Source organism: Kitasatospora sp. SUK 42 (assembly GCF_015776785.2).
GTDB lineage: Bacteria > Actinomycetota > Actinomycetes > Streptomycetales > Streptomycetaceae > Kitasatospora.
Map to the genome: position 1 here is coordinate 773,936 of NZ_LFMD02000007.1, position 18,335 is coordinate 792,270.

Sequence of the window (18,335 nt, forward strand, 5' to 3'; positions counted from 1 at the left end):
CTACACCGCGCGGTACCACCGGTCCGACTCGGACACGCGTCCGAGCGCGGGCGTCACGCGCTGCACACCGCCCCCGCGCCCCACAGCCTGACAGCACGGAGCGCGCCCGAGAAGAGCGCCCCGCCCGCGCACTGGGGCGCTCACCCCCGCGGCGGCGGGCCACCCGGGCTACCGGCGTGTCGCATGCCGAAGGGCCGGCTCCGGAGTCCTCCGGGGCCGACCCTTCGAGAATCACGGCCCTGCACCGTTCGGGACCTACGGGCGCTCGCCGCGCTCGTAACGGCCGACGACCTCCTCGGTCGGGCCGTCCATGACCAGCTCGCCGTGCTCGATCCAGATGGTCCGCTCGCAGACCTCGCGGATCGAGTTGTTGTCGTGGCTGACCAGGAAGACCGTACCGGCGGAGCCGCGCAGCTCCTCGATCCGCCGCTTGCTGCGCTGCTGGAAGGCCTGGTCACCGGTGGCCAGGGCCTCGTCGATCAGCAGCACGTCGTGGGTCTTGGCGGCGGCGATGGAGAAGCGGAGCCGGGCACCCATGCCGGAGGAGTAGGTGCGCATCGGCAGCGAGATGAAGTCGCCCTTGTCGTTGATCCCGGAGAAGTCGACGATGTCCTGGTAGCGGCGCTTCACCTCGGCCGGGGACATGCCCATCGCCAGGCAGCCCAGGATGACGTTGCGCTCGCCCGAGAGCTCGTTCATCAGGGCCGCGTTGACGCCCAGCAGCGAGGGCTGGCCGTTGGTGTAGATGCCGCCCTTCTCGGTCGGCAGCAGGCCCGCGATGGCGGCCAGCATGGTCGACTTGCCGGAGCCGTTGGAGCCGATCAGACCGACCGCCTCGCCCTTGTACGCGGTGAAGCTGATGCCGCGCACGGCGTGCACCTCGCGCACACCGGCGGAGCGCTTGCGGGAGATGATGCGGCTCAGCGCCGAGGTGGCGCTGCCCTTGCCGGAGCCGGCGCCGTGCACCCGGTAGACGATGTGCACGTCGTCGACGACGACGGTGGGCTCGCGGGCCACGTTCACGGTCGGGACGGCGTCGTGCTTGCTCAGGTCGGTGTCAGCCACGGCCGTACTCCTCCTCGGCCTTCCAGAAGAAGACGTATCCGATGACGAACATGCCGACGCCCCAGGCCAGGCCGTACGCCCACTGGTGCGGCGGGAGCGTCTGGTGCGCGGGCAGGTGCTTGTTGTAGATGACCGGCGCGAAGGCGTGCCGCAGCAGGTCCATGTAGACCGAGGCCGGGTTGACGGCCATGATCGTCTGGATGTAGTGCGGCCAGGTCTGGATCTTGTCCTGGATGCTGAACATCACTCCGGACAGGAACATCCAGGCGCGCATCACGAAGGGGATCAGCTGGGAGATGTCGCTGGTCTTGGAACCGATCCGGGCGAAGATCAGCGAGACGCCGGTGTTGAACAGGGTCTGCAGGATCAGCGCCGGGATGATCAGCAGCCAGGTCCGGCCCGGGGTGATGCCGGCCGCCAGCACGGTGATGACCAGCACGACCATCGAGATCAGCAGCTGCTGGAGCTGGATCACGGTGAAGGCGATCGGCAGGCTGGCGCGCGGGAAGTGCAGCGCGCGGATCAGGCCGAGGTTGTCGGAGATCGCCCGGGTGCCGGCCTGCACCGCGTTCTGGGTGAACTGGAAGACGAAGACGCCGATGCAGAGCCAGGCGATGTAGGTGTTCGGCGGGAAGTTGTCCTTGCTCTGCAGGATGACGCCGAAGACCAGGTAGAACACCGCGCAGTTGAGCAGCGGGGTCACGACCTGCCACAGCTGGCCCAGCTTGGCGTCGGTGTACTGGGCCACCAGACGGGCGGTGGCGAAGGCCCAGATGAAGTGGCGCCGGGCCCAGAGCTGCCTGGTGTACGCGAACAGGCCGGGCCGGGCACCGCTCACCGACAGACCGTACTTGTCCGCAAGCTGCTTCGGGGTCAGGCCCGCGTCCGCCCCCCTCGGGGCTGAGAGGCTGACGGGTTCACTCACTGTCGACACATTCGTCCTTCACGCGGGATCGGTCGGGGCGGCCGGTCGGCGGGGGTCCGCCGGCCTTGCGCCGATGGGGATCCACCGGGATCACGGGGGGAGGTTCCGGCCGGTGTGTGGTCACCGGCCGTGGCGATCGATCTTCTGATCGAATCAGATGATCGGAGGTCGGCCCAGCCTGGTCAGTTGCCAAACGGTACGCCATCGCATGGGCCGCCGCGGACCGCAGGGTTCGCGCCAGCCCGCCCGGAATCCGCCCCACCAGGCCTTCAGCGCCTCCGGGGAGGGGCGGCGGGCCAGGGTCAGCAGAAACCAGGTTCCCAGATAGAGAGGCACCAGAGGGGCCGGAAGGTTCCGCCTCGCCAGCCAAACCCGGTTCCGGGCCACATTGTGGAAGTAGGTGGCGTGCCGGGCCGGCGAGGTGATCGGGTGGTGCAGCACCACGTCCGCCCGGTAGTCGATGGCCCAGCCGGCGTCCAGCGCGCGCCACGCGAGGTCGGTCTCCTCGTGCGCGTAGAAGAACTCACCGGGCAGCTGGCCGGCCTGCTCGAACACCTTGCAGCGCACGGCGCTCGCGCCGCCCAGGAAGGTGGTCACCCGGGAGGAGCGCAGCGGGTCACTGGCGCGCAGCCGGGGGACGTGGCGGCGCTGGGTGACTCCGGTGTCGGGGTCCGCGATCCGGAAGGACACGATGCCCAGCTCCGGGTCGCCGGTGAAGGCCTCGCGCAGCAGACGGGCCGAGTCGGTGCGCGGCAGGTTCCCGTCGTCGTCCAGGAAGAGGACGGCGTCCACGTCCCGGCCGTCCGGCCCGAACAGCTCGATGCCGACGTTGCGGCCGCCCGGGATGCCGAGGTTCTCCGGCAGCTCGACGCTGCGCACGCCCTCCGGCAGCGGGGGCAGCGGGGCGCCGTTGCCGACCACGGCGAGTTCGACCGCCGGGCCCTCCTGGGCGCGGACGGCCTCGATCAGGGCGTTGAGCTCGGCGGGCCGGTTGCCCATGGTGATGATCACGGCGCCGAGGCGGAAGTTCTCCGCGGTGGTCTGTGCGTTCATCGCAGCCTGCTCGACAGGACGATGCTCAGCAGGTGCAGCACGGTCTGCAGCATGGCGATCGCCGCCAGCACCACGACCGCGAGCCGGGTGAAGAACAGCCCGCCGTGCACGGTGTCGGCGATCCCGGCGACCAGGATGAACAGCGAGGCCTCGACGGCGCCGACCAGGCGGTGGAACTTCAGGAGGGAGGCCGCCCGGCGGGCCCTGGCCACCGAGGCCGAGCGCGGCACCGAGGCGCTGTCCTCGACGGCCGTCATGCCGCTGCGGGCGCGGGCCACGTCCACCAGGTCGGTCTCGGACTTGATCAGGATCGCGCCGAGCGCGGCCAGGGTGCCCAGGAACGCCCACTCCCAGTGCGAGCCGCCGCCCTCGCGGTGGAGCAGGTCGGTGGCGCGCAGGCCGAGGCCGGTCAGCAGGGCCGCCTCGGACATGTAGTGGCCGACCCGGTCCAGGTAGACGCCGGTGAGCGAGGTCTGCCGGCGCCAGCGGGCGACCTCCCCGTCCACGCAGTCCAGCAGCAGGTAGACCTGGATCAGCAGGGCGCCCAGGACCGCGCCGACGATGCCCGGCACGATCAGCGCGGCACCGGCCAGGATGCCGGTGAACATCATCAGGTACGTCAGGCCGTTGGGCGTGATCGCCGTCATGGTGGAGAGCACGCGGGTGATCCGCAGCGAGATCCTCCGCATGTACAGGCGCCCGGCCCAGTGCTCGGCGCTGCGGCGCTGGAGCATGCCCTCCGGGTGGATCACCGCGCGCAGCTCCTCGATCGAGGGCCGGCGGGTCAGGTCCACCGGGGGCCGCTCGGCACCCGTGGTGGAGGGGTCAGCTGTTGACGGCTTGGACATAGTCGGCGTACGCGTCCCTGATTGCGGAGGGGGAGAGTTCGAGGTGCTCAAGGATGGTGAAGCGCCCCGGGCGGGTGTTCGGAGCGTAGTGCACCGCTTCGGTGAACTCCGCTTCGGTGAAGCCGATCTGAGCCGCGGTCACCGGCAGCCCGTGGCTCGCCAGGCGCTCCACGATCAGACCGGTCAGCTCGCGCTCGCCCCGCAGGAAGCTGGCGAACGCGGCGCCGAGGCCCACCTGTTCGCCGTGCTGGGCGGAGCGCTTGGGGTGCAACACGTCCAGGGCATGCGAGATCTCGTGGCAGGCGCCCGAGGAGGGCCGGGTGCTGCCCGCGATGTTCATCGCGATGCCGGACAGTACCAGGGCCTCCGCCAGGGCCGTCAGGAGGTCCTGGTCCTGAGTGCTTCCCGGGTGCCGCAGCAGGTTCTCGCCCGCCGAGCGGGCCATCGCCACGGCGAGCCCGTCCACCGGTTCACCGGTGACGGCGTGCGACAACTCCCAGTCCGCGCAGGCCGAGATGTTGGAGACGACGTCCCCGATGCCGGCCGCCACGAAGCGCTGCGGGGCCTGCCGGATCACGTCCAGGTCGACGACGATGCCGATCGGGCTGGGCACCCCGTAGGAGCCCCGGCCGGCGTCGTTGTCGAGGGTGGAGACCGGCGAGCAGATGCCGTCGTGGGCCAGGTTGGTGGCGACCGCGACCAGCGGCAGGCCGACCCGGGCGGCGGCGTACTTGGCGGCGTCGATGATCTTGCCGCCGCCGAGGCCGACCATCGCGTCGTAGTGCCCGCCGCGCATCGCCTCGGCCAGCCGCACCGCGCTGTCCAGGCTGCCGTCGTCCACGTTGTACCAGTCGGCACCGGGCAGGGCCGGCTCCAGGCGGCGGCGCATGGCCGCCCCGGAGCCGTTGCTGATCGCCACCGCGATCCGGCCCGAGGCCGACAGCCGCTGGTCGGCGAGGATGCCCCCGAGCGCGTCCAGCGCGCCGGAGCGGATCTCCACGAACAGCGGCGACGGGACCAGTCGGGTCAGTACCGGCACGCGATCTCCCGCGCCTTCGCCAGGTCGTCGTGGTTGTCGACCTCGACCCAGGACACCTCGCCGATCGGCTGCACGTCGATCCGCAGGCCCCGGTCGACCATCTCCTGGTAGCCGTCCTCGTAGTACAGCTGCGGGTCGCGCTCGTAGGTGGTGCGCAGCGCGTCGGTCAGGTCGGCGGCGGCGGCGGGGTTGATCATGGTGACGCCGATGTACTCGCCGGTCGCCTCGGCCGGGTCCATCAGCTTGGTGATGCGGCTCATGCCGGCGGCCGGGTCGACGACGACCTTCATCTCCTCGTCGGCGAGCTTCTTCACCGTGTCGAGGGCCAGCAGGATGCCGGGGGCGGCGCCGGCCTCGGTCAGCCGCTGGTTGCCCTCCAGCATGGTGCGCTGCACGGAGGCCGGGTGGACGGTGTCGCCGTTGGCCAGCAGCAGGCCCTCGGCGAACAGGTCACGGGCGCACCACAGCGAGTAGGCGTTGTTCCACTCCTCGGCCTTGTCGTTCTCGACCAGGTGGAGCTTGACGCCGTACTTGCTCTCCAGCGCGCCCTTGCGGTCGAACACCGCCTCCTTGCGGTAACCGACGACGATCGCCGCATCGCGCAGGCCGACCTCGGCGAAGTTGCCGAGGGTGAGGTCCAGGACCGTCCGCTCCCCGTCGACCGGCACCAACGCCTTGGGAAGGGTGTCGGTGTACGGGCGCAGCCGGCGGCCGGCGCCGGCTGCCAGAACGAGGCCGATCATGCGGGGTCTCCTGATCCGTCGTGCTGTGCGCGCGGGGACGTGCCGACGGGCACGGCCGCACCGCTGCCCTCCGGCCCGGTGTCCGACCCGGCCGGGAGGCGGCGCGCCGGTACCGGCACAGATCCGGGCAGCGTGTCGTATGTGATGGTAGGCGACCCGGGCGACCGGCCCGAACGCGCCCGGAGGCGGCGAGGTGACGATCCGGCGGCGAAGCGACGATCGAACGTGTTCCGAACGTACATCGAACGCGTCTGCGAGCCGAATGACCCTTCCGTGGGTGTCCCGGGCCGTTCTCTGCCCGGATCCGGCCTACTCCTGGTCATGATCTGCCCGGTTGTGCGTGGGACCCGTCCGCACCGCCACCCATACGGCAGACTGGAGCCCGACGCCGGCGCCGGTGCCCCCACCGCGTCCGCCGCACCCCGGCCGGTGCGCAGGACGGACCCGATGCTCCCGTTGCCCCCGCCCCCCGAGAGAGGCCTCATGCCCCAGAGTCTGCCGACCGAACCGACACACTTCGACGCCGAGATCGACTCCGGTCTCGACGTGGAGACCGATGTGACGGTCGACCCACAGGGCGCGGCCACGACCCCCGCCGGCGCCGAGATCCTGCTGGAACTGGTCGACGACGAGGGCGTCACGACCGGCACCGCCGAGAAGCTCTGGGCCCACCAGCAGCCGGGCCGGCTGCACCGGGCCTTCTCCGTGTTCCTCTTCGACCGCCAGGGCCGACTGCTGCTGCAGCGGCGGGCGCTCGGCAAGTACCACTCCCCCGGTGTCTGGTCGAACACCTGCTGCGGGCACCCGTACCCGGACGAGCCGCCCTTCGTCGCCGCCGCCCGGCGCACCGCCGAGGAGCTGGGCGTCGCACCGGCGCTGCTCTGCGAGGCCGGGACGGTCCGCTACGACCTGCCGGACGAGGCCTCCGGGCTGATCGAACGCGAGTGGAACCACCTGTTCGTCGGGCTGGTCACCGCGCCGGTCGAGCCCGACCCCGAGGAGGTGGACGACTTCGCCTTCGTGAGCGCGCAGGAGCTGCGGGAGCTGCGGGCGGAGCGGCCGTTCTCGGTGTGGTTCGAGACGGTCTTCGAGGCGGCGCTGCCGGGGATCCGGGAGATCGCCGGGCGGGACTGGTAGCCCGGGACCGGTAGCGCGGGACCGGTAGCGCGGGACCGATAGCAGGCGGGCTGCGGGCGGGCCTCGTGTCGGCGGGCCGGCTCCCCGGGTGGGTGGGCCGGTCAGTTTCCGGGCTCCGCGGGGACGGGCAGCGAGGCCCAGATGACCTTGCCGCCCTCCCCCGTGCACTCGACGTCGCACATCCCGCCGGCCTGCAGCGTCACGCTCTTCACCAGCAGCAGGCCCCGCCCGCCGGTGCGTCCGGTGTCGCTCTCCAGCGCCTTCGGCCGGTACGGGTCGCCGTCCTCGACCGCGATCCGCACCCAGCCCTCGCGCACCGACAGCTCGGTGGTCACCTCGGGTGACAGCTTGGCCGCGTGCTTCACCGCGTTGCCGACCAGCTCGGAGACGATCAGCAGCAGGTCGTCCACCAGCTCCTGGTGGCGCACCCCGGTCATGCCCTGGGCCAGCAGGCGGTCCCGCACCGCGTGCCGGGTGCGCGGCACCGAGGCCTCGACGGCGGGCACCGGGAAGCGCCACACGCCCTCCGCCGGGCCTCCGGACCGGCCGGTGTCGGCACGCCCGGCTCCCGGCGCGCCGCGTTTCGGCTCACCGCGTTTCGGCTCGGCGTGTCCCGGCTCCGCGCGTTCGGGCCGTGTGCGTTCCGGCCCTCCGCGTCTCGGCTCGGCCTTCGCCGTCCCGCTGATCTGCTCCACGTCCAGCCGCCCTCCGTCCGCGACCCGGGATTCAGGCGACCCGGGGAATCAGGCGATCCGCTCATGGCGCCCTCGGTCCACAGAGGCTAGAAGAGCGGTCCGCGCAGCCGGGGCACCGTCGACAAGTTGCCCGTGTCGGATCGGTTCCGACCGGAGGCGATCGTGGGCGGTGGGGGAACCGACCGTTTGCTTCGCGCTCACCACCGCTTCGGCCGGGGTTCGAGCGCCCTCGCGAGCCGTCCCACCCGTCCCGGGCGTGCCGACCAGCCCACCCGGCAGGGAAACGCAGGTGAGAAGCACTCCAGAACCCTGGTAATGTTCTCTCTGTCGCCGAGGGGGCGAGAGAAAAAACCCCCGAAGCACACACCCCGTCCGGGTGGCGGAATGGCAGACGCGCTAGCTTGAGGTGCTAGTGCCCTTTATCGGGCGTGGGGGTTCAAGTCCCCCCTCGGACACAGTCGAAATTCCCCGTGGGATCCGAAAGGAACCCACGGGGAATTTCCTTTTCCCGTCGACTCGCCGTCCGACTCCACCTCCCTTGATCCGCCGCCGGCGGCTGGGCCGTGCCGGTCCGGTGGAGTGTGGCGCCGGTCTCTCCGCAAGGGCCAACCGCCCGAAAAGCGGACACGAGATGGCAACGATCGGGTGATTTGAGCTCCCTCTGAGGCTTTCGCCCCATTTCAAACCATAGGCTGCTGGGGTTTGTCCGGAATACCGACCCAAAACCGTAAAACCACCTACATCACCCGCTGAACCACGAGCGAGAGGACCGATACGTTGAGTGAGCCCGATTCGTCGACGGCATCCCACCAGAACTACCGCCGATCGCTCGGCACCATCAGCCTGACCGCCGTCGGGCTGGGGTCGATCATCGGATCCGGGTGGCTGTTCGGCGCCGAGCGGGCCGCCAAGCTCGCCGGGCCCGCCTCGATCCTCGCCTGGGTCATCGGCGCCGCCGTGGCGCTGACCATCGCGCTCACGTACAGCGAGCTGGGCTCGATGTTCCCCAAGGCCGGCGGCATGGTCCGGTACGGCCAGTACTCGCACGGCTCGCTGGCCGGCTACCTCGCCGCCTGGGCCAACTGGATCGCCATCGTCTCGGTCATCCCGGGTGAGGCCACCGCCTCCGTCCAGTACATGAGCTCCTGGCACTTCGGCTGGGCGCAGGGGTTGTTCGACGGCAAGGAGCTCACCCTCAGCGGTGTCGCACTGGCGAGCGTGCTGCTGGTCGTGTACTTCGCCCTCAACTGGTTCGCGATCACACTGTTCGCCAAGACCAACACGGCGATCACCGTCTTCAAGGTCGTCGTGCCGACGCTGACCGCCGGCGCGCTGCTCTTCGCGCACTTCGACTCCGCGCACTTCACCGACCACGGCGGCTTCGCGCCGAACGGCTGGAGCTCGGTGTTCACCGCCGTCGCGGTCTCCGGCATCGTCTGGGCCTTCAACGGCTTCCAGTCCCCGCTCAACCTGGCCGGTGAGGCCCGCAACCCCGGCAAGTCGCTGCCCAAGGCCGTCATCGGCTCGATCCTGATCGCCCTGGTGATCTACGTCGCGCTGCAGATCGCCTTCCTCGGGGCCATCCCGAGCGCCGACCTGTCGGGGGGCTGGAGCAGCCTCTCCTACACCTCGCCGCTGGCCGACCTGGCGATCGCCTGGGGCATGAACTGGCTCGCACTGGTGCTGTACGCGGACGCCTTCGTCTCGCCGTCGGGCACCGGCATGATCTACGCCGCCACCACCTCGCGCATGATCCACGGCGTGCAGGAGAACGGCCACCTGCCGAAGATCTTCGGCAAGGTCGACGCCAAGACCGGCATCCCGCGCCCCGCGCTGGTGCTCAACCTGGTGGTCGCCTTCATGTTCCTCGCGGTCTTCCGCGGCTGGGGCTCGCTGGCCGAGATCGTCTCGGTCGCCACCGTGATCTCGTACATCACCGGGCCGGTCGCCGTGATGTCGCTGCGCCGCCTCGCCCCGGACCTGCCGCGGCCGGTCCGGCTGCGGGCCATGCCGGTGATCGCGCCGGTCGCGATGGTCTTCGGCTCGCTGGTGCTGTACTGGGCCCGCTGGCCGCTCACCGGCAAGGTGATCCTGCTGATGGCCGTCGGTCTGCCGATCTGGGCCTGGTACGAGCTGCGCAAGCCGTTCGCCGAGCTGAAGCCGCACCTGAAGGCGGGCGCCTGGATGGTCGCGTACCTGTTCGTGATGGCCGGGGTCTCCTGGGCCGGCAGCGCCGACTTCGGTGGACACGGGTACCTGCCGGAGGGCTGGGACCTGCTGATCGTCGCCGCGATCGGCCTCGCCTTCTACCGCTGGGGCGTCGCCAGCTCCTGGGCCAACCCGTCGCTGGACACGGTGCGGCGGGAGATCGCCGCCGAGGAGGCCGCGAAGGCCGCCTCCGGGACGGCGGAGGACGTCGCGACCTCGCGGGTCTGATGCGCGAGCCTGCCGGGCAGGTCTGAGCTGAGGCTGTTCGAGGGGCCGGTCGGGTGATCCGACCGGCCCTTCGGCGTTGCGGGGGGCTGGGGATGCCGGGGCTGGGGCGGGAGAGCGGGAGCGAGCGGCGTGGATCCATTCTGTCCCCGCCGGCCACGCCGTGTCACCGTCTCAGCGGATGATCTTCGTCGTGGATCCCGCACCTACCGTGGTGGCAGGCGGCCCGGCCCCGGGCCCGACGGCACGGAGCGGATCGGCATGACGACAGCACACACGGACGGCGACGACCGGGCACAGGCCCTGGCCGAGGAGCTGATCGCGATGATGGCCGAGGACCAGGCACACGGCCCGCTGGCGAACAGTCCGGACCTCGCCGAGCAGGCCGTCTGGCGGCGGCTCACCGCCCGGCACGGGGACCGGCTCTCCGAGATCATGACGCGGTACGGCTGGCCGACCGGGCAGGCCGTCGGCGCCGAGGCCGCCCGGGCGGCCTGGCTGGTCGCGCAGCACGCGGACCGCCAACTGGACGTGCAGCGCCGGGCGGCGGCCCTGATGGCGGCGGCGGTGGCGGACGGGGCCGCGAGCGCCCGGGAGCTGGCCTTCCTCCAGGACCGGCTGGCCGTCAACGAGGGGCGCGAGCAGCGCTACGGCACCCAGATCGGCGCGGTCGTCGACGGCCGGCCGGTGCCCTGGCCGTGCGAGGACCCGGAGCGGCTGGACGAGCGCCGCGCCGAGGTGGGGATCGAACCGTTCGACGAGTACACCGCACGGTTCGCCCCCAGGTAACCGCCTGGTCCCCCCGGCCGGATTGGCTCTTGCGCGCGGCCTCCCGGCCGCCTTGACTGGCCTTTGACTAGCGCTGTTAGTTGAAAAGCTGCTGACCGGCTGAGAGGACGACCTGTGCAGGAGTACGCGGAGTTCGGCGACCAGTACATCGACGGCGCCTGGCGGCCCTCCGGGGACACCGGGTCGATCACCGTGCTGAACCCGGCGACCGAGCAGGTGCTCGCGACCGTACCGGCGGGCGGGGCGGCCGACGTCGACGCCGCGGTGGCGGCGGCCCGCCGGGCGGCCCGGGGCTGGGCCGCCACCGCCCGCGAGGAGCGGCTCGCACTGCTGACCCGGCTGCGGGACGGGATCGCCGAGGCCCAGGGCGAGATCACCTCGACCGTCGTCGCCGAGCTGGGCGCCCCGATCGGCTTCGCCGGGGCCGTGCACGCCGGCCTGCCGCTGGCCGTCGCGACCTCCTACCTGAGCCTGCTCGCCGAACACCCCTTCGAGGAGCGGATCGGCAACTCGGTGGTGCTCGCCGAGCCGGCGGGAGTGGTCGCGGCGATCACGCCGTGGAACTACCCGCTGCACCAGATCGTGGCCAAGGTCGTCCCGGCGCTGGCGGCCGGCTGCCCGGTGGTGCTCAAGCCCGCCGAGGACACCCCGCTGGTAGCCCGGCTCTTCGCCCGCCTGGTGCACGAGGCCGGTTTCCCGGCCGGGGTGTTCAACCTGGTGACCGGTACCGGCGCGGTGGCGGGCGCGGCGCTGTCCACCCACCCTCAGGTGGACGTGGTGTCGTTCACCGGCTCCACCGCGGTCGGCCGGCAGGTCGCCGAGACGGCCGGGCGCGCGCTGAAGCGGGTCGCCCTGGAGCTGGGCGGAAAGTCCGCCAACGTGGTGCTGCCCGGCGCGGACCTGGCCCGCGCGGTCAACGTGAACGTGGCCAACGTGTTCGCCAACTCGGGCCAGACGTGCAGCGCCTGGACCAGGCTGCTGGTGCACCAGGACCAGTACGAGGAGGCCGTCACGCTCGCCGCCAAGGCCGCCGCCAAGTACGTCCCGGGCGACCCCACCGACCCGCAGACCCGGATCGGCCCGCTGGTCAACGCCAGGCAGCTGGACCGGGTGCGCGGCTACCTGCACGGCGCTCTCGCCGAGGGCGCCCGGCTGGTGGCGGGCGGGCCCGAGCCGCTGCCCGAGCTACCGGCCGGCTTCTACGTCCGCCCGACCGTGCTCGCCGACGTCACCCCGGACATGACGGTGGCCCAGGAGGAGATCTTCGGCCCCGTCCTGTCCATCCTCTCCTACCGCGACGAGGACCACGCCGCCGAGATCGCCAACGGCACCGTCTACGGCCTCGCGGGCGGCGTCTGGGCCGCGGACACCGACACCGCCGCCGCCTTCGCCCGCCGCCTCGACACCGGCCAGGTCGACCTCAACGGCGGCCGCTTCAACCCGCTGGCCCCCTTCGGCGGCTACAAGAACTCCGGCCTGGGCCGCGAACTCGGCCGCCACGGCCTGGAGGAGTTCCTCCAGTACAAGTCGCTCCAGTACTGAGCCCGTTCGCCGAGGCGCGACGAGACGCGAGCCGGTGACGATCTCTGGGCCGCGATCTGCCGCCGCCCCTGAGGCACCAGCGGCCCGGGCGAACAGCGGTCCTGCCGGGCGCCCGTGGGCGCGGCGCCGAGGCGCCGACGCCCGCGGACGCCCGGCGGGAGGTCAGGCCAGGTCGATGCCCGGGTAGAGCGGGAACGGGGCGAGGAGGTCGGCGGCGCGCTTGGCGACACCCTCGCGAAGGGAGTCGTCGAGGGCGTAGTTGGCCTTGGACGGGGCGCCGTTGGCGGTGGTGGTGGGGGTGGTGGCGCGCAGGACGGTGTCGATCAGGGCGGCGATCTCGTCCATCTCCGCGGTGCCGAGGCCACGGGTGGTGAGGGCCGGGGTGCCCAGGCGCACGCCCGAGGTGTACCAGGCGCCGTTCGGGTCCTGCGGGACGGAGTTGCGGTTGGTGACGATGCCCGAGTCCAGCAGCGCCGCCTCGGCCTGACGGCCCGTCAGGCCGTAGCCGGAGACGTCGGCGAGGACGAGGTGGTTGTCGGTGCCGCCGGTGACCAGCTTGCCGCCACGGCTCAGCAGGCCCTCGGCGAGCGCCTGGGCGTTGTCGACGACGGCGCGGGCGTAGGCCTGGAACTCGGGGCGGCGGGCCTCCGCGAAGGCGACCGCCTTGGCGGCCATGACGTGCGAGAGCGGGCCGCCGAGCACCAACGGGCAGCCGCGGTCGACGTGTTCGGCCAGCTCTGCGGTGCTCAGCACCATGCCGCCGCGCGGGCCGCGCAGGGACTTGTGGGTGGTGGTGGTGACGATGTCGGCGTGCGGCACCGGGTCGTGGTCGCCGGTGAGCACCTTGCCCGCGACCAGGCCCGCGAAGTGCGCCATGTCGACCATGAGGGTCGCGCCGACCTCGTCCGCGATCTCGCGCATCCTGGCGAAGTTCACCAGCCGGGGGTAGGCGGAGTAGCCGGCGACCAGGATCAGCGGGCGGAACTCGCGGGCGGTCTCGCGCAGGGCGTCGTAGTCGATCAGGCCGGTGACCGGGTCGGTGCCGTAGCTGCGCTGCTCGAACATCTTGCCCGAGATGTTGGGCCGGAAGCCGTGGGTGAGGTGGCCGCCGGTGTCCAGGGACATGCCGAGCATGCGCTGGTTGCCGAGCTCCTGGCGCAGCTGCGCCCAGTCCTGGTCGGTGAGGTCGTTGACGTTGCGGACCGCGGCCCGATCCAGGGCCGGGCTCTCGACCCGCTGGGAGAGGACGGCCCAGAAGGCGGTGAGGTTGGCGTCGATGCCGGAGTGCGGCTGGACGTAGGCGTGATCGGCGCCGAACAGGGCGCGGGCGTGCTCGGCGGCGATGGTCTCGACGGTGTCGACGTTCCGGCAGCCGGCGTAGAAGCGGCGGCCGGCGGTGCCCTCGGCGTACTTGTCGCTGAGCCAGTTGCCCATGGCGAGCAGGACGGCCGGGGAGGCGTAGTTCTCGCTGGCGATCAGCTTGAGCGAGTCGCGCTGGTCCTCCAGCTCCTGGCCGATGGCGGCGGCGATCCGCGGCTCGACGCCGGCCACGACGTCCAGGGCGCTGCGGAAGGCGGTGTCGGCGGCGGGGCTCGCGGTGGTGTGCGGCTGCTGCGGCCGGGCGGGGGTCTGCTCGTGCTCGGGCTGGGCCATGGCGGTCTCCTGGTGGGGATGCGGGCGGCCCAGGCGCTCGGCAACTGAACGTGAGATTCCACGGGGCCGCTTCCCGATGGTCGATTCCATCCCTACGCGCCAGTCGCGGCCCACCGGGATCGTATCAACATCGCGGGGACTGTGGCGGAGGTCTCAGAATGCGGAACGACCGGCCCGATTTGTTCGCATATGTCCGTTCTTTTGCAACGCCCGTGTTGCAGGGAAATGAAGCCGCCACATTTTTCGAAACAGTCCGGCAGGAATTCCGCCGGGGCGCGCATCAGTGATTTGCGGAACCTCGGACGCATCCGATCTGATGTCGCCCGAACGGCCACCGGGAAACCCCCGGAGACCGGATCGGAAATGCCCACCAGCGCACCCTCACCCATGGGGCGGCGGAGAATTCGGGGAGTACGCCTCTCATGGCAGCGGTCGACACAGTCGCAGTTCCCAGCACGGCCACCGCGCCCGCCGCGCCGAGCCTGCTGCGCCGCGTCCTGCGGGACCGGGTCGGCGCCGCCGCCCTCGCCGTCGTCCTGCTGTTCCTGCTGCTCGCCCTGGCCGCGCCGCTGATCGCCGCCCTGTACGGGAAGAACCCGGTCGAGCACTACGGCCAGAACGCTCCCGGCCTGCTCAGCGACGGTGGGCTGCCGATGCTGCCGAACGGCGGGATCTCCGGCGACTTCTGGTTCGGCCTGGAGCCCGGCCTCGGCCGGGACGTGCTGACCCAGCTGCTGTACGGCATTCGCACCTCGCTGCTGATCGCCTTCGCCTCGGCCGCGGTGACCACCACGCTCGGCGTGCTGGCCGGGGTCGCGATCGGTTATCTCGGCGGAATCGCGGACCGGTTGTTCGGCTTCCTCGCCAATGTCCTGCTGGCCTTTCCGACACTTCTCCTGCTGCTCGCGCTCAGCCCGGTGATCCAGTCCCGACTGGTCGATCCGGGCACCGCGGAACCGGAGTGGATGCAGTTCCTGGTGCTGATCCTGGTTTTCTCCGCGTTCGGCTGGATTCCGCTCGCGCTTTCCCTCCGTGCCACCGTCCGCTCGCTCCGGGAAAGGGATTTCGTGCAGTCCGCCCGGGCGCAGGGGGCGAGCCGTTTCCATGTCGTCGTCCACGAACTGCTGCCGAATGTGCGCTCGCAGCTGCTGGTGCACGCCACCATGGCGGTGCCGACCTTCGTCGCCTCCGAGGCCGCGCTGTCCTTCCTCGGCGTCGGCGTCACCGAGCCGGTGCCGGACTGGGGGCGGATGATCGCCCGCGGCTCCGAGGTCTTCCAGGCCGACCCGACGTACATGGTCTTCCCCGGCGCGGCACTGCTGGCCTTCGTCCTCGCCTTCAACCTCCTCGGCGACGCCGTCCGGGACGCGCTGGACCCGCGCGCCGGCGGCCGCTGAGGCCCTCGAACCCCGTTCGCCTCCATCAACCCCTGCCCTCCCCGGCGCGATCCGCCGGGGCAAGGAGAGATTCGCCATGCGCTGGACCAAACCGTCGCTCGCCGTCATCGCCACCGCCCTGCTGGCGACCTCCTGCTCGGCCGGCGCGGGCGGCAGCGGCTCCGCCCCCGCCGGGGCCTCGGCCAAGGAGACCTCCCCGCTGACCGCCGCGCTCGGCACCGAGAAGGAGAGCGCCGGTCCGGCCCCGGCCGTCCCCGGCGCCCGCCCGGGCGGCACCGTGAACGTGTACAACAGCGTCGAGTTCCGCCACCTGGACCCGCAGAAGGTCTACGCGGGTGCCACCTACAACGCCTCGCTGCTCTGGGGCCGCCAGCTGACGCAGTATCAGGTCGTCGATGGCAAGGCCAAGTTGGTCGGCGACCTGGCCACCGACACCGGCACCCCGGCGGACGGCGGGCGCACCTGGACGTACCGGCTCAAGGAGGGCGTGGCCTGGGAGGACGGCAAGCCGATCACCTCCCAGGACGTCAAGTACGGCATCGAGCGCACCTTCGGCAAGGGCTACGAGGTCGGCCCGCCGTACTGGCCGCAGTGGCTCACCGGCGAGGCCAGCTACGAGGCGGCCCGCGCCAAGTACACCGGCCCGCAGGACGGCGACCTGGCCGCGATCGAGACGCCGGACGAGCGCACCATCGTCTTCCACTTCCCGCAGCCGCAGGCCGACGTGCCGTACATGGCCGCGCAGTCCTCCTCCTCGCCGGTGCGCCGGGACAAGGACACCGGCACCGACTACGACAAGCTGCCGTTCGCCACCGGCCCGTACCGGATCGTCGAGCACGTCCAGAACACCCGCATGGTGCTGGAGCGCAACCCGGCGTGGAAGGCCGAGACCGACCCGATCCGCAACCAGTACCCGGACAAGTTCGTCTTCACGTACGGCAAGGAGGCTCTCAACATCAACCAGGAGATCCTGTCCGGACGCGACGGCGGCGCCAACGCCACCACCGCCAACGACACGCTCTCCCCCGAGCTGTACCAGACCGTCGACACCGACCCGAAGGCCAGGGAGCTGGTCGTCTCCGGCCGCGAGGGCGCCTTCGTCACCCAGCTGATCATCAACAACGAGCGGGTGCCGGACGTCGAGGTGCGCAAGGCGCTGCACCTGGCCTACCCGCGCCAGCAGGCCCGGCAGGTCCAGGGCGGCTCCCGGACCGGCGAGCTGGCCACCACGCTGAGCTCGCCCGCGCTGATCGACTGGCAGAAGTACGACCTCTACCCGGCCAAGCCGGAGGGCGACCCGGAGGCCGCCAAGGCCGAGCTCGCCAAGGCCAAGCAGGCGCCGGCCAGCCTGACCTACGGGTACAAGAACACGCCGGAGGGCCAGCGCGTCGCGCAGGTGCTGGTGGACGGCTTCGCCAAGGCGGGCATCACCGTGGTGCCCAAGCCGATCGACCCCAAGGCCTTCCTGGACGAGGTGCACCGCGCCGACTCGCCGTACGACCTGTTCGAGGAGACCTCCTCCGTCGACTGGCCGACGCCGTCCACTCTGATCCCGTTCTCCTTCGACGGCCGGGCCGGCAGCGACCTCAACGCGGCCCGCTACCGCAACCCCGAGGTCGACAAGGAGATCGACCGGATCAACCAGATCGGCGAGCCGCGCGCCAAGGCCAAGGAGCTGTACGCGCTGGAGCAGACGGTGATGAAGGACGTGCCGGTGCTGCCCTTCGCCTACCCGACCACCAACCAGCTGCGCGGCAGCAACGTCGGCGGGGCGTTCGTCCACCCGATCTACGGGACGGTCGGGCTGACCTGGCTGTACCTCAAGTCCTGACGCTCTCACGCTCTCAGGTCCTCGGGTTCTGAAGTCCCGAGGACCTGAGCTCCCGGGCCCGCCCCCGCCGCTGCCGTTTCGGCGGGGACGGGCCCGGATCCCCCCTCCCCGCCACGTCGACCTCGGATCGGCCATGCTCTCCTTCGCCCTGCGGCGGACCCTCCAGGCGTTCGCCGTCCTGCTCGCGGTCTCCGCCGCCGCCTTCGCCCTCTTCTACGCCGCGCCCGCCGACCCGGCCCGCGCCGCCTGCGGTCCGCGCTGCGACAGCGGGCAGGTCGCGGCGGTGCGCCAGAGCATGGGCCTGGACCAGCCGCTGCTCACCCAGTACACCGACTACCTGGTCGGGGTCGTCGCCGGGCGGGACATCGGCGACGTGGACGGCTCGGTCATCCACTGCGACGCGCCCTGCCTCGGGTACTCCTACCGGCTGCACCAGCCCGTCACCGAGGCGCTGGTGGACCACCTGCCGGTCACCCTGTCGCTGACCGCCGGGGCGCTCGCCGTGCTGCTGGTACTCGGCCTCGGCACCGGGTTCGTGTCCGCGCTGCGGCACGGCGGCCGCACCGACCGGCTGCTGTCCGGCTTCACGCTGGTCGGCGCGAGCGTGCAGATCTACTTCCTCGGGTACGTCGCCCAGTGGGCGCTGGTCTACTCCACCGGTCTGCTGCCGCTGCCCTCCTACACCCCGCCGGGCGAGGACCTGGCCGCCTGGGCGGGCGGGATGCTGCTCCCCTGGATCGTCCTCGGCTTCGTCAACTCGGCGGTTTTCGCCCGACTTTCGCGCTCCCAGCTGCTGGAGACGATGAACGAGGAGTACGTCCGGACGGCCCGAGGCAAGGGGTTGGGGCGCCTGCGCGCGCACCTCAAGTACACCTCGCGCGGCGCCGCCGGCCCGCTGGTGCAGCTGCTCGGGCTGGAGGCCGGGGTGCTGCTGGGCGGGGCGGTGATCACCGAGACGGTGTTCGGGCTGAACGGGATCGGGCGCTTCGCCGCCGAGGCCGTCGGCGGGCAGGACCTGCCCGCCGTGGTCGGCGCGGTGCTGCTGGCCGCCTGCTTCGTGGTGCTGTTCGTCGCGCTGGCCGACCTGGCGGTGGCCTGGCTCGACCCGCGCATCCGGCTGAGCTGAGGGGAGACGAATCGATGAAGTCCCTTGTTCCTTCCACGAGTTCCCGCAACCCGGGGTCG

General features: G+C 71.5%; 15 protein-coding genes, 1 tRNA gene and 1 riboswitch. Of the genes, 8 read left to right on the top strand and 8 right to left on the bottom strand.

Annotated elements, in window-relative coordinates; genetic code table 11:
- Window positions 1-255: 255 nt before the first annotated feature.
- The 6 genes from RZ50_RS25130 to RZ50_RS25155 all read right to left on the bottom strand — a co-directional run bounded on the left by RZ50_RS25130 (window position 256) and on the right by RZ50_RS25155 (window position 5,673).
- The gene (locus RZ50_RS25130; protein ID WP_308272224.1) at window positions 256-1,065 is read right to left on the bottom strand and encodes an ABC transporter ATP-binding protein; all 810 of its coding nucleotides are present in this window, start codon (window positions 1,063-1,065) and stop codon (window positions 256-258) included.
- The gene (locus tag RZ50_RS25135; RefSeq protein ID WP_196948844.1) at window positions 1,058-1,999 is read right to left on the bottom strand and encodes an ABC transporter permease; all 942 of its coding nucleotides are present in this window, start codon (window positions 1,997-1,999) and stop codon (window positions 1,058-1,060) included. The genes RZ50_RS25130 and RZ50_RS25135 overlap by 8 nt, the downstream gene beginning before the upstream one ends.
- Window positions 2,000-2,143: 144 nt before the next feature.
- Window positions 2,144-3,043: a glycosyltransferase family 2 protein gene (locus tag RZ50_RS25140; RefSeq protein WP_196948845.1), complete on the bottom strand. Its 900-nt coding sequence runs from the start codon at window positions 3,041-3,043 to the stop codon at window positions 2,144-2,146.
- On the bottom strand, window positions 3,040-3,777 hold the full coding sequence (locus RZ50_RS25145) for a CDP-alcohol phosphatidyltransferase family protein (protein ID WP_196948905.1): 738 nt from the start codon (window positions 3,775-3,777) through the stop codon (window positions 3,040-3,042). Before RZ50_RS25145 ends, RZ50_RS25140 begins: the two co-directional genes overlap by 4 nt.
- A gap of 91 nt (window positions 3,778-3,868) precedes the next feature.
- Window positions 3,869-4,930, bottom strand: a complete 1,062-nt coding sequence (locus RZ50_RS25150; RefSeq protein WP_196948846.1) for an iron-containing alcohol dehydrogenase family protein — start codon at window positions 4,928-4,930, stop codon at window positions 3,869-3,871.
- Window positions 4,918-5,673 (bottom strand): sugar phosphate nucleotidyltransferase, encoded by a 756-nt coding sequence (locus RZ50_RS25155; protein WP_196948847.1) that lies wholly within the window; start codon window positions 5,671-5,673, stop codon window positions 4,918-4,920. The genes RZ50_RS25150 and RZ50_RS25155 overlap by 13 nt, the downstream gene beginning before the upstream one ends.
- A 483-nt stretch (window positions 5,674-6,156) precedes the next feature.
- On the opposite strand from RZ50_RS25155, the gene idi reads away from it, so the two are divergent.
- On the top strand, window positions 6,157-6,810 hold the full coding sequence (gene idi, locus RZ50_RS25160; protein WP_196948848.1) for an isopentenyl-diphosphate Delta-isomerase: 654 nt from the start codon (window positions 6,157-6,159) through the stop codon (window positions 6,808-6,810).
- Between the two features lie 101 nt (window positions 6,811-6,911).
- Here the strand turns inward: idi and RZ50_RS25165 are convergent, their stop codons facing one another.
- Entirely contained in the window at window positions 6,912-7,331 is a 420-nt protein-coding gene (locus RZ50_RS25165; protein WP_308272228.1) for an ATP-binding protein, read from the bottom strand.
- A 544-nt stretch (window positions 7,332-7,875) separates the two neighbouring features.
- On the opposite strand from RZ50_RS25165, the gene RZ50_RS25170 reads away from it, so the two are divergent.
- From RZ50_RS25170 to RZ50_RS25185, 4 genes are all read left to right on the top strand, one after another.
- Window positions 7,876-7,960: transfer RNA gene (locus tag RZ50_RS25170), tRNA-Leu, on the top strand.
- Between the two features lie 322 nt (window positions 7,961-8,282).
- Window positions 8,283-9,941: an APC family permease gene (locus tag RZ50_RS25175; protein WP_196948849.1), complete on the top strand. Its 1,659-nt coding sequence runs from the start codon at window positions 8,283-8,285 to the stop codon at window positions 9,939-9,941.
- A 258-nt stretch (window positions 9,942-10,199) separates the two neighbouring features.
- Complete coding sequence (locus RZ50_RS25180) at window positions 10,200-10,727, top strand: DUF6624 domain-containing protein (RefSeq protein ID WP_196948850.1); 528 nt, start codon at window positions 10,200-10,202, stop codon at window positions 10,725-10,727.
- A 114-nt stretch (window positions 10,728-10,841) separates the two neighbouring features.
- Complete coding sequence (locus RZ50_RS25185; RefSeq protein WP_196948851.1) at window positions 10,842-12,269, top strand: aldehyde dehydrogenase family protein; 1,428 nt, start codon at window positions 10,842-10,844, stop codon at window positions 12,267-12,269.
- 162 nt (window positions 12,270-12,431) lie between these two features.
- Here RZ50_RS25185 and RZ50_RS25190 read toward each other — a convergent pair whose 3' ends face one another.
- The gene (locus tag RZ50_RS25190) at window positions 12,432-13,922 is read right to left on the bottom strand and encodes a glycine hydroxymethyltransferase (RefSeq protein ID WP_196948852.1); all 1,491 of its coding nucleotides are present in this window, start codon (window positions 13,920-13,922) and stop codon (window positions 12,432-12,434) included.
- A gap of 20 nt (window positions 13,923-13,942) precedes the next feature.
- Window positions 13,943-14,039: riboswitch (ZMP/ZTP riboswitch) on the bottom strand.
- A gap of 305 nt (window positions 14,040-14,344) precedes the next feature.
- Here RZ50_RS25190 and RZ50_RS25195 point away from each other — a divergent pair.
- The 3 genes from RZ50_RS25195 (at window position 14,345) to RZ50_RS25205 (ending at window position 18,276) form a co-directional block, all read left to right on the top strand.
- Window positions 14,345-15,319 carry an ABC transporter permease gene (locus RZ50_RS25195; RefSeq protein ID WP_196948853.1) on the top strand — a complete coding sequence of 325 codons (975 nt, stop codon included), beginning with the start codon at window positions 14,345-14,347 and terminating at the stop codon, window positions 15,317-15,319.
- A 76-nt stretch (window positions 15,320-15,395) separates the two neighbouring features.
- The gene (locus tag RZ50_RS25200; RefSeq protein WP_196948854.1) at window positions 15,396-17,150 is read left to right on the top strand and encodes an ABC transporter substrate-binding protein; all 1,755 of its coding nucleotides are present in this window, start codon (window positions 15,396-15,398) and stop codon (window positions 17,148-17,150) included.
- Between the two features lie 133 nt (window positions 17,151-17,283).
- The gene (locus RZ50_RS25205; protein ID WP_196948855.1) at window positions 17,284-18,276 is read left to right on the top strand and encodes an ABC transporter permease; all 993 of its coding nucleotides are present in this window, start codon (window positions 17,284-17,286) and stop codon (window positions 18,274-18,276) included.
- The last annotated feature ends 59 nt before the right edge of the window (window positions 18,277-18,335 follow it).

Excerpts from the sequence above, each read along its gene's own strand:
- RZ50_RS25145 (WP_196948905.1), bottom strand. The coding sequence starts at position 3,777 with ATGCTCCAGCGCCGCAGCGCCGAGCACTGGGCCGGGCGCCTGTACATG.
- RZ50_RS25190 (WP_196948852.1), bottom strand. The coding sequence starts at position 13,922 with ATGGCCCAGCCCGAGCACGAGCAGACCCCCGCCCGGCCGCAGCAGCCG.
- RZ50_RS25180 (WP_196948850.1), top strand. The coding sequence starts at position 10,200 with ATGACGACAGCACACACGGACGGCGACGACCGGGCACAGGCCCTGGCC.
- RZ50_RS25195 (WP_196948853.1), top strand. The coding sequence starts at position 14,345 with ATGGCAGCGGTCGACACAGTCGCAGTTCCCAGCACGGCCACCGCGCCC.
- RZ50_RS25155 (WP_196948847.1), bottom strand. The coding sequence starts at position 5,673 with ATGATCGGCCTCGTTCTGGCAGCCGGCGCCGGCCGCCGGCTGCGCCCG.
- RZ50_RS25205 (WP_196948855.1), top strand. The coding sequence starts at position 17,284 with ATGCTCTCCTTCGCCCTGCGGCGGACCCTCCAGGCGTTCGCCGTCCTG.
- RZ50_RS25200 (WP_196948854.1), top strand. The coding sequence starts at position 15,396 with ATGCGCTGGACCAAACCGTCGCTCGCCGTCATCGCCACCGCCCTGCTG.
- idi (WP_196948848.1), top strand. The coding sequence starts at position 6,157 with ATGCCCCAGAGTCTGCCGACCGAACCGACACACTTCGACGCCGAGATC.
- RZ50_RS25140 (WP_196948845.1), bottom strand. The coding sequence starts at position 3,043 with ATGAACGCACAGACCACCGCGGAGAACTTCCGCCTCGGCGCCGTGATC.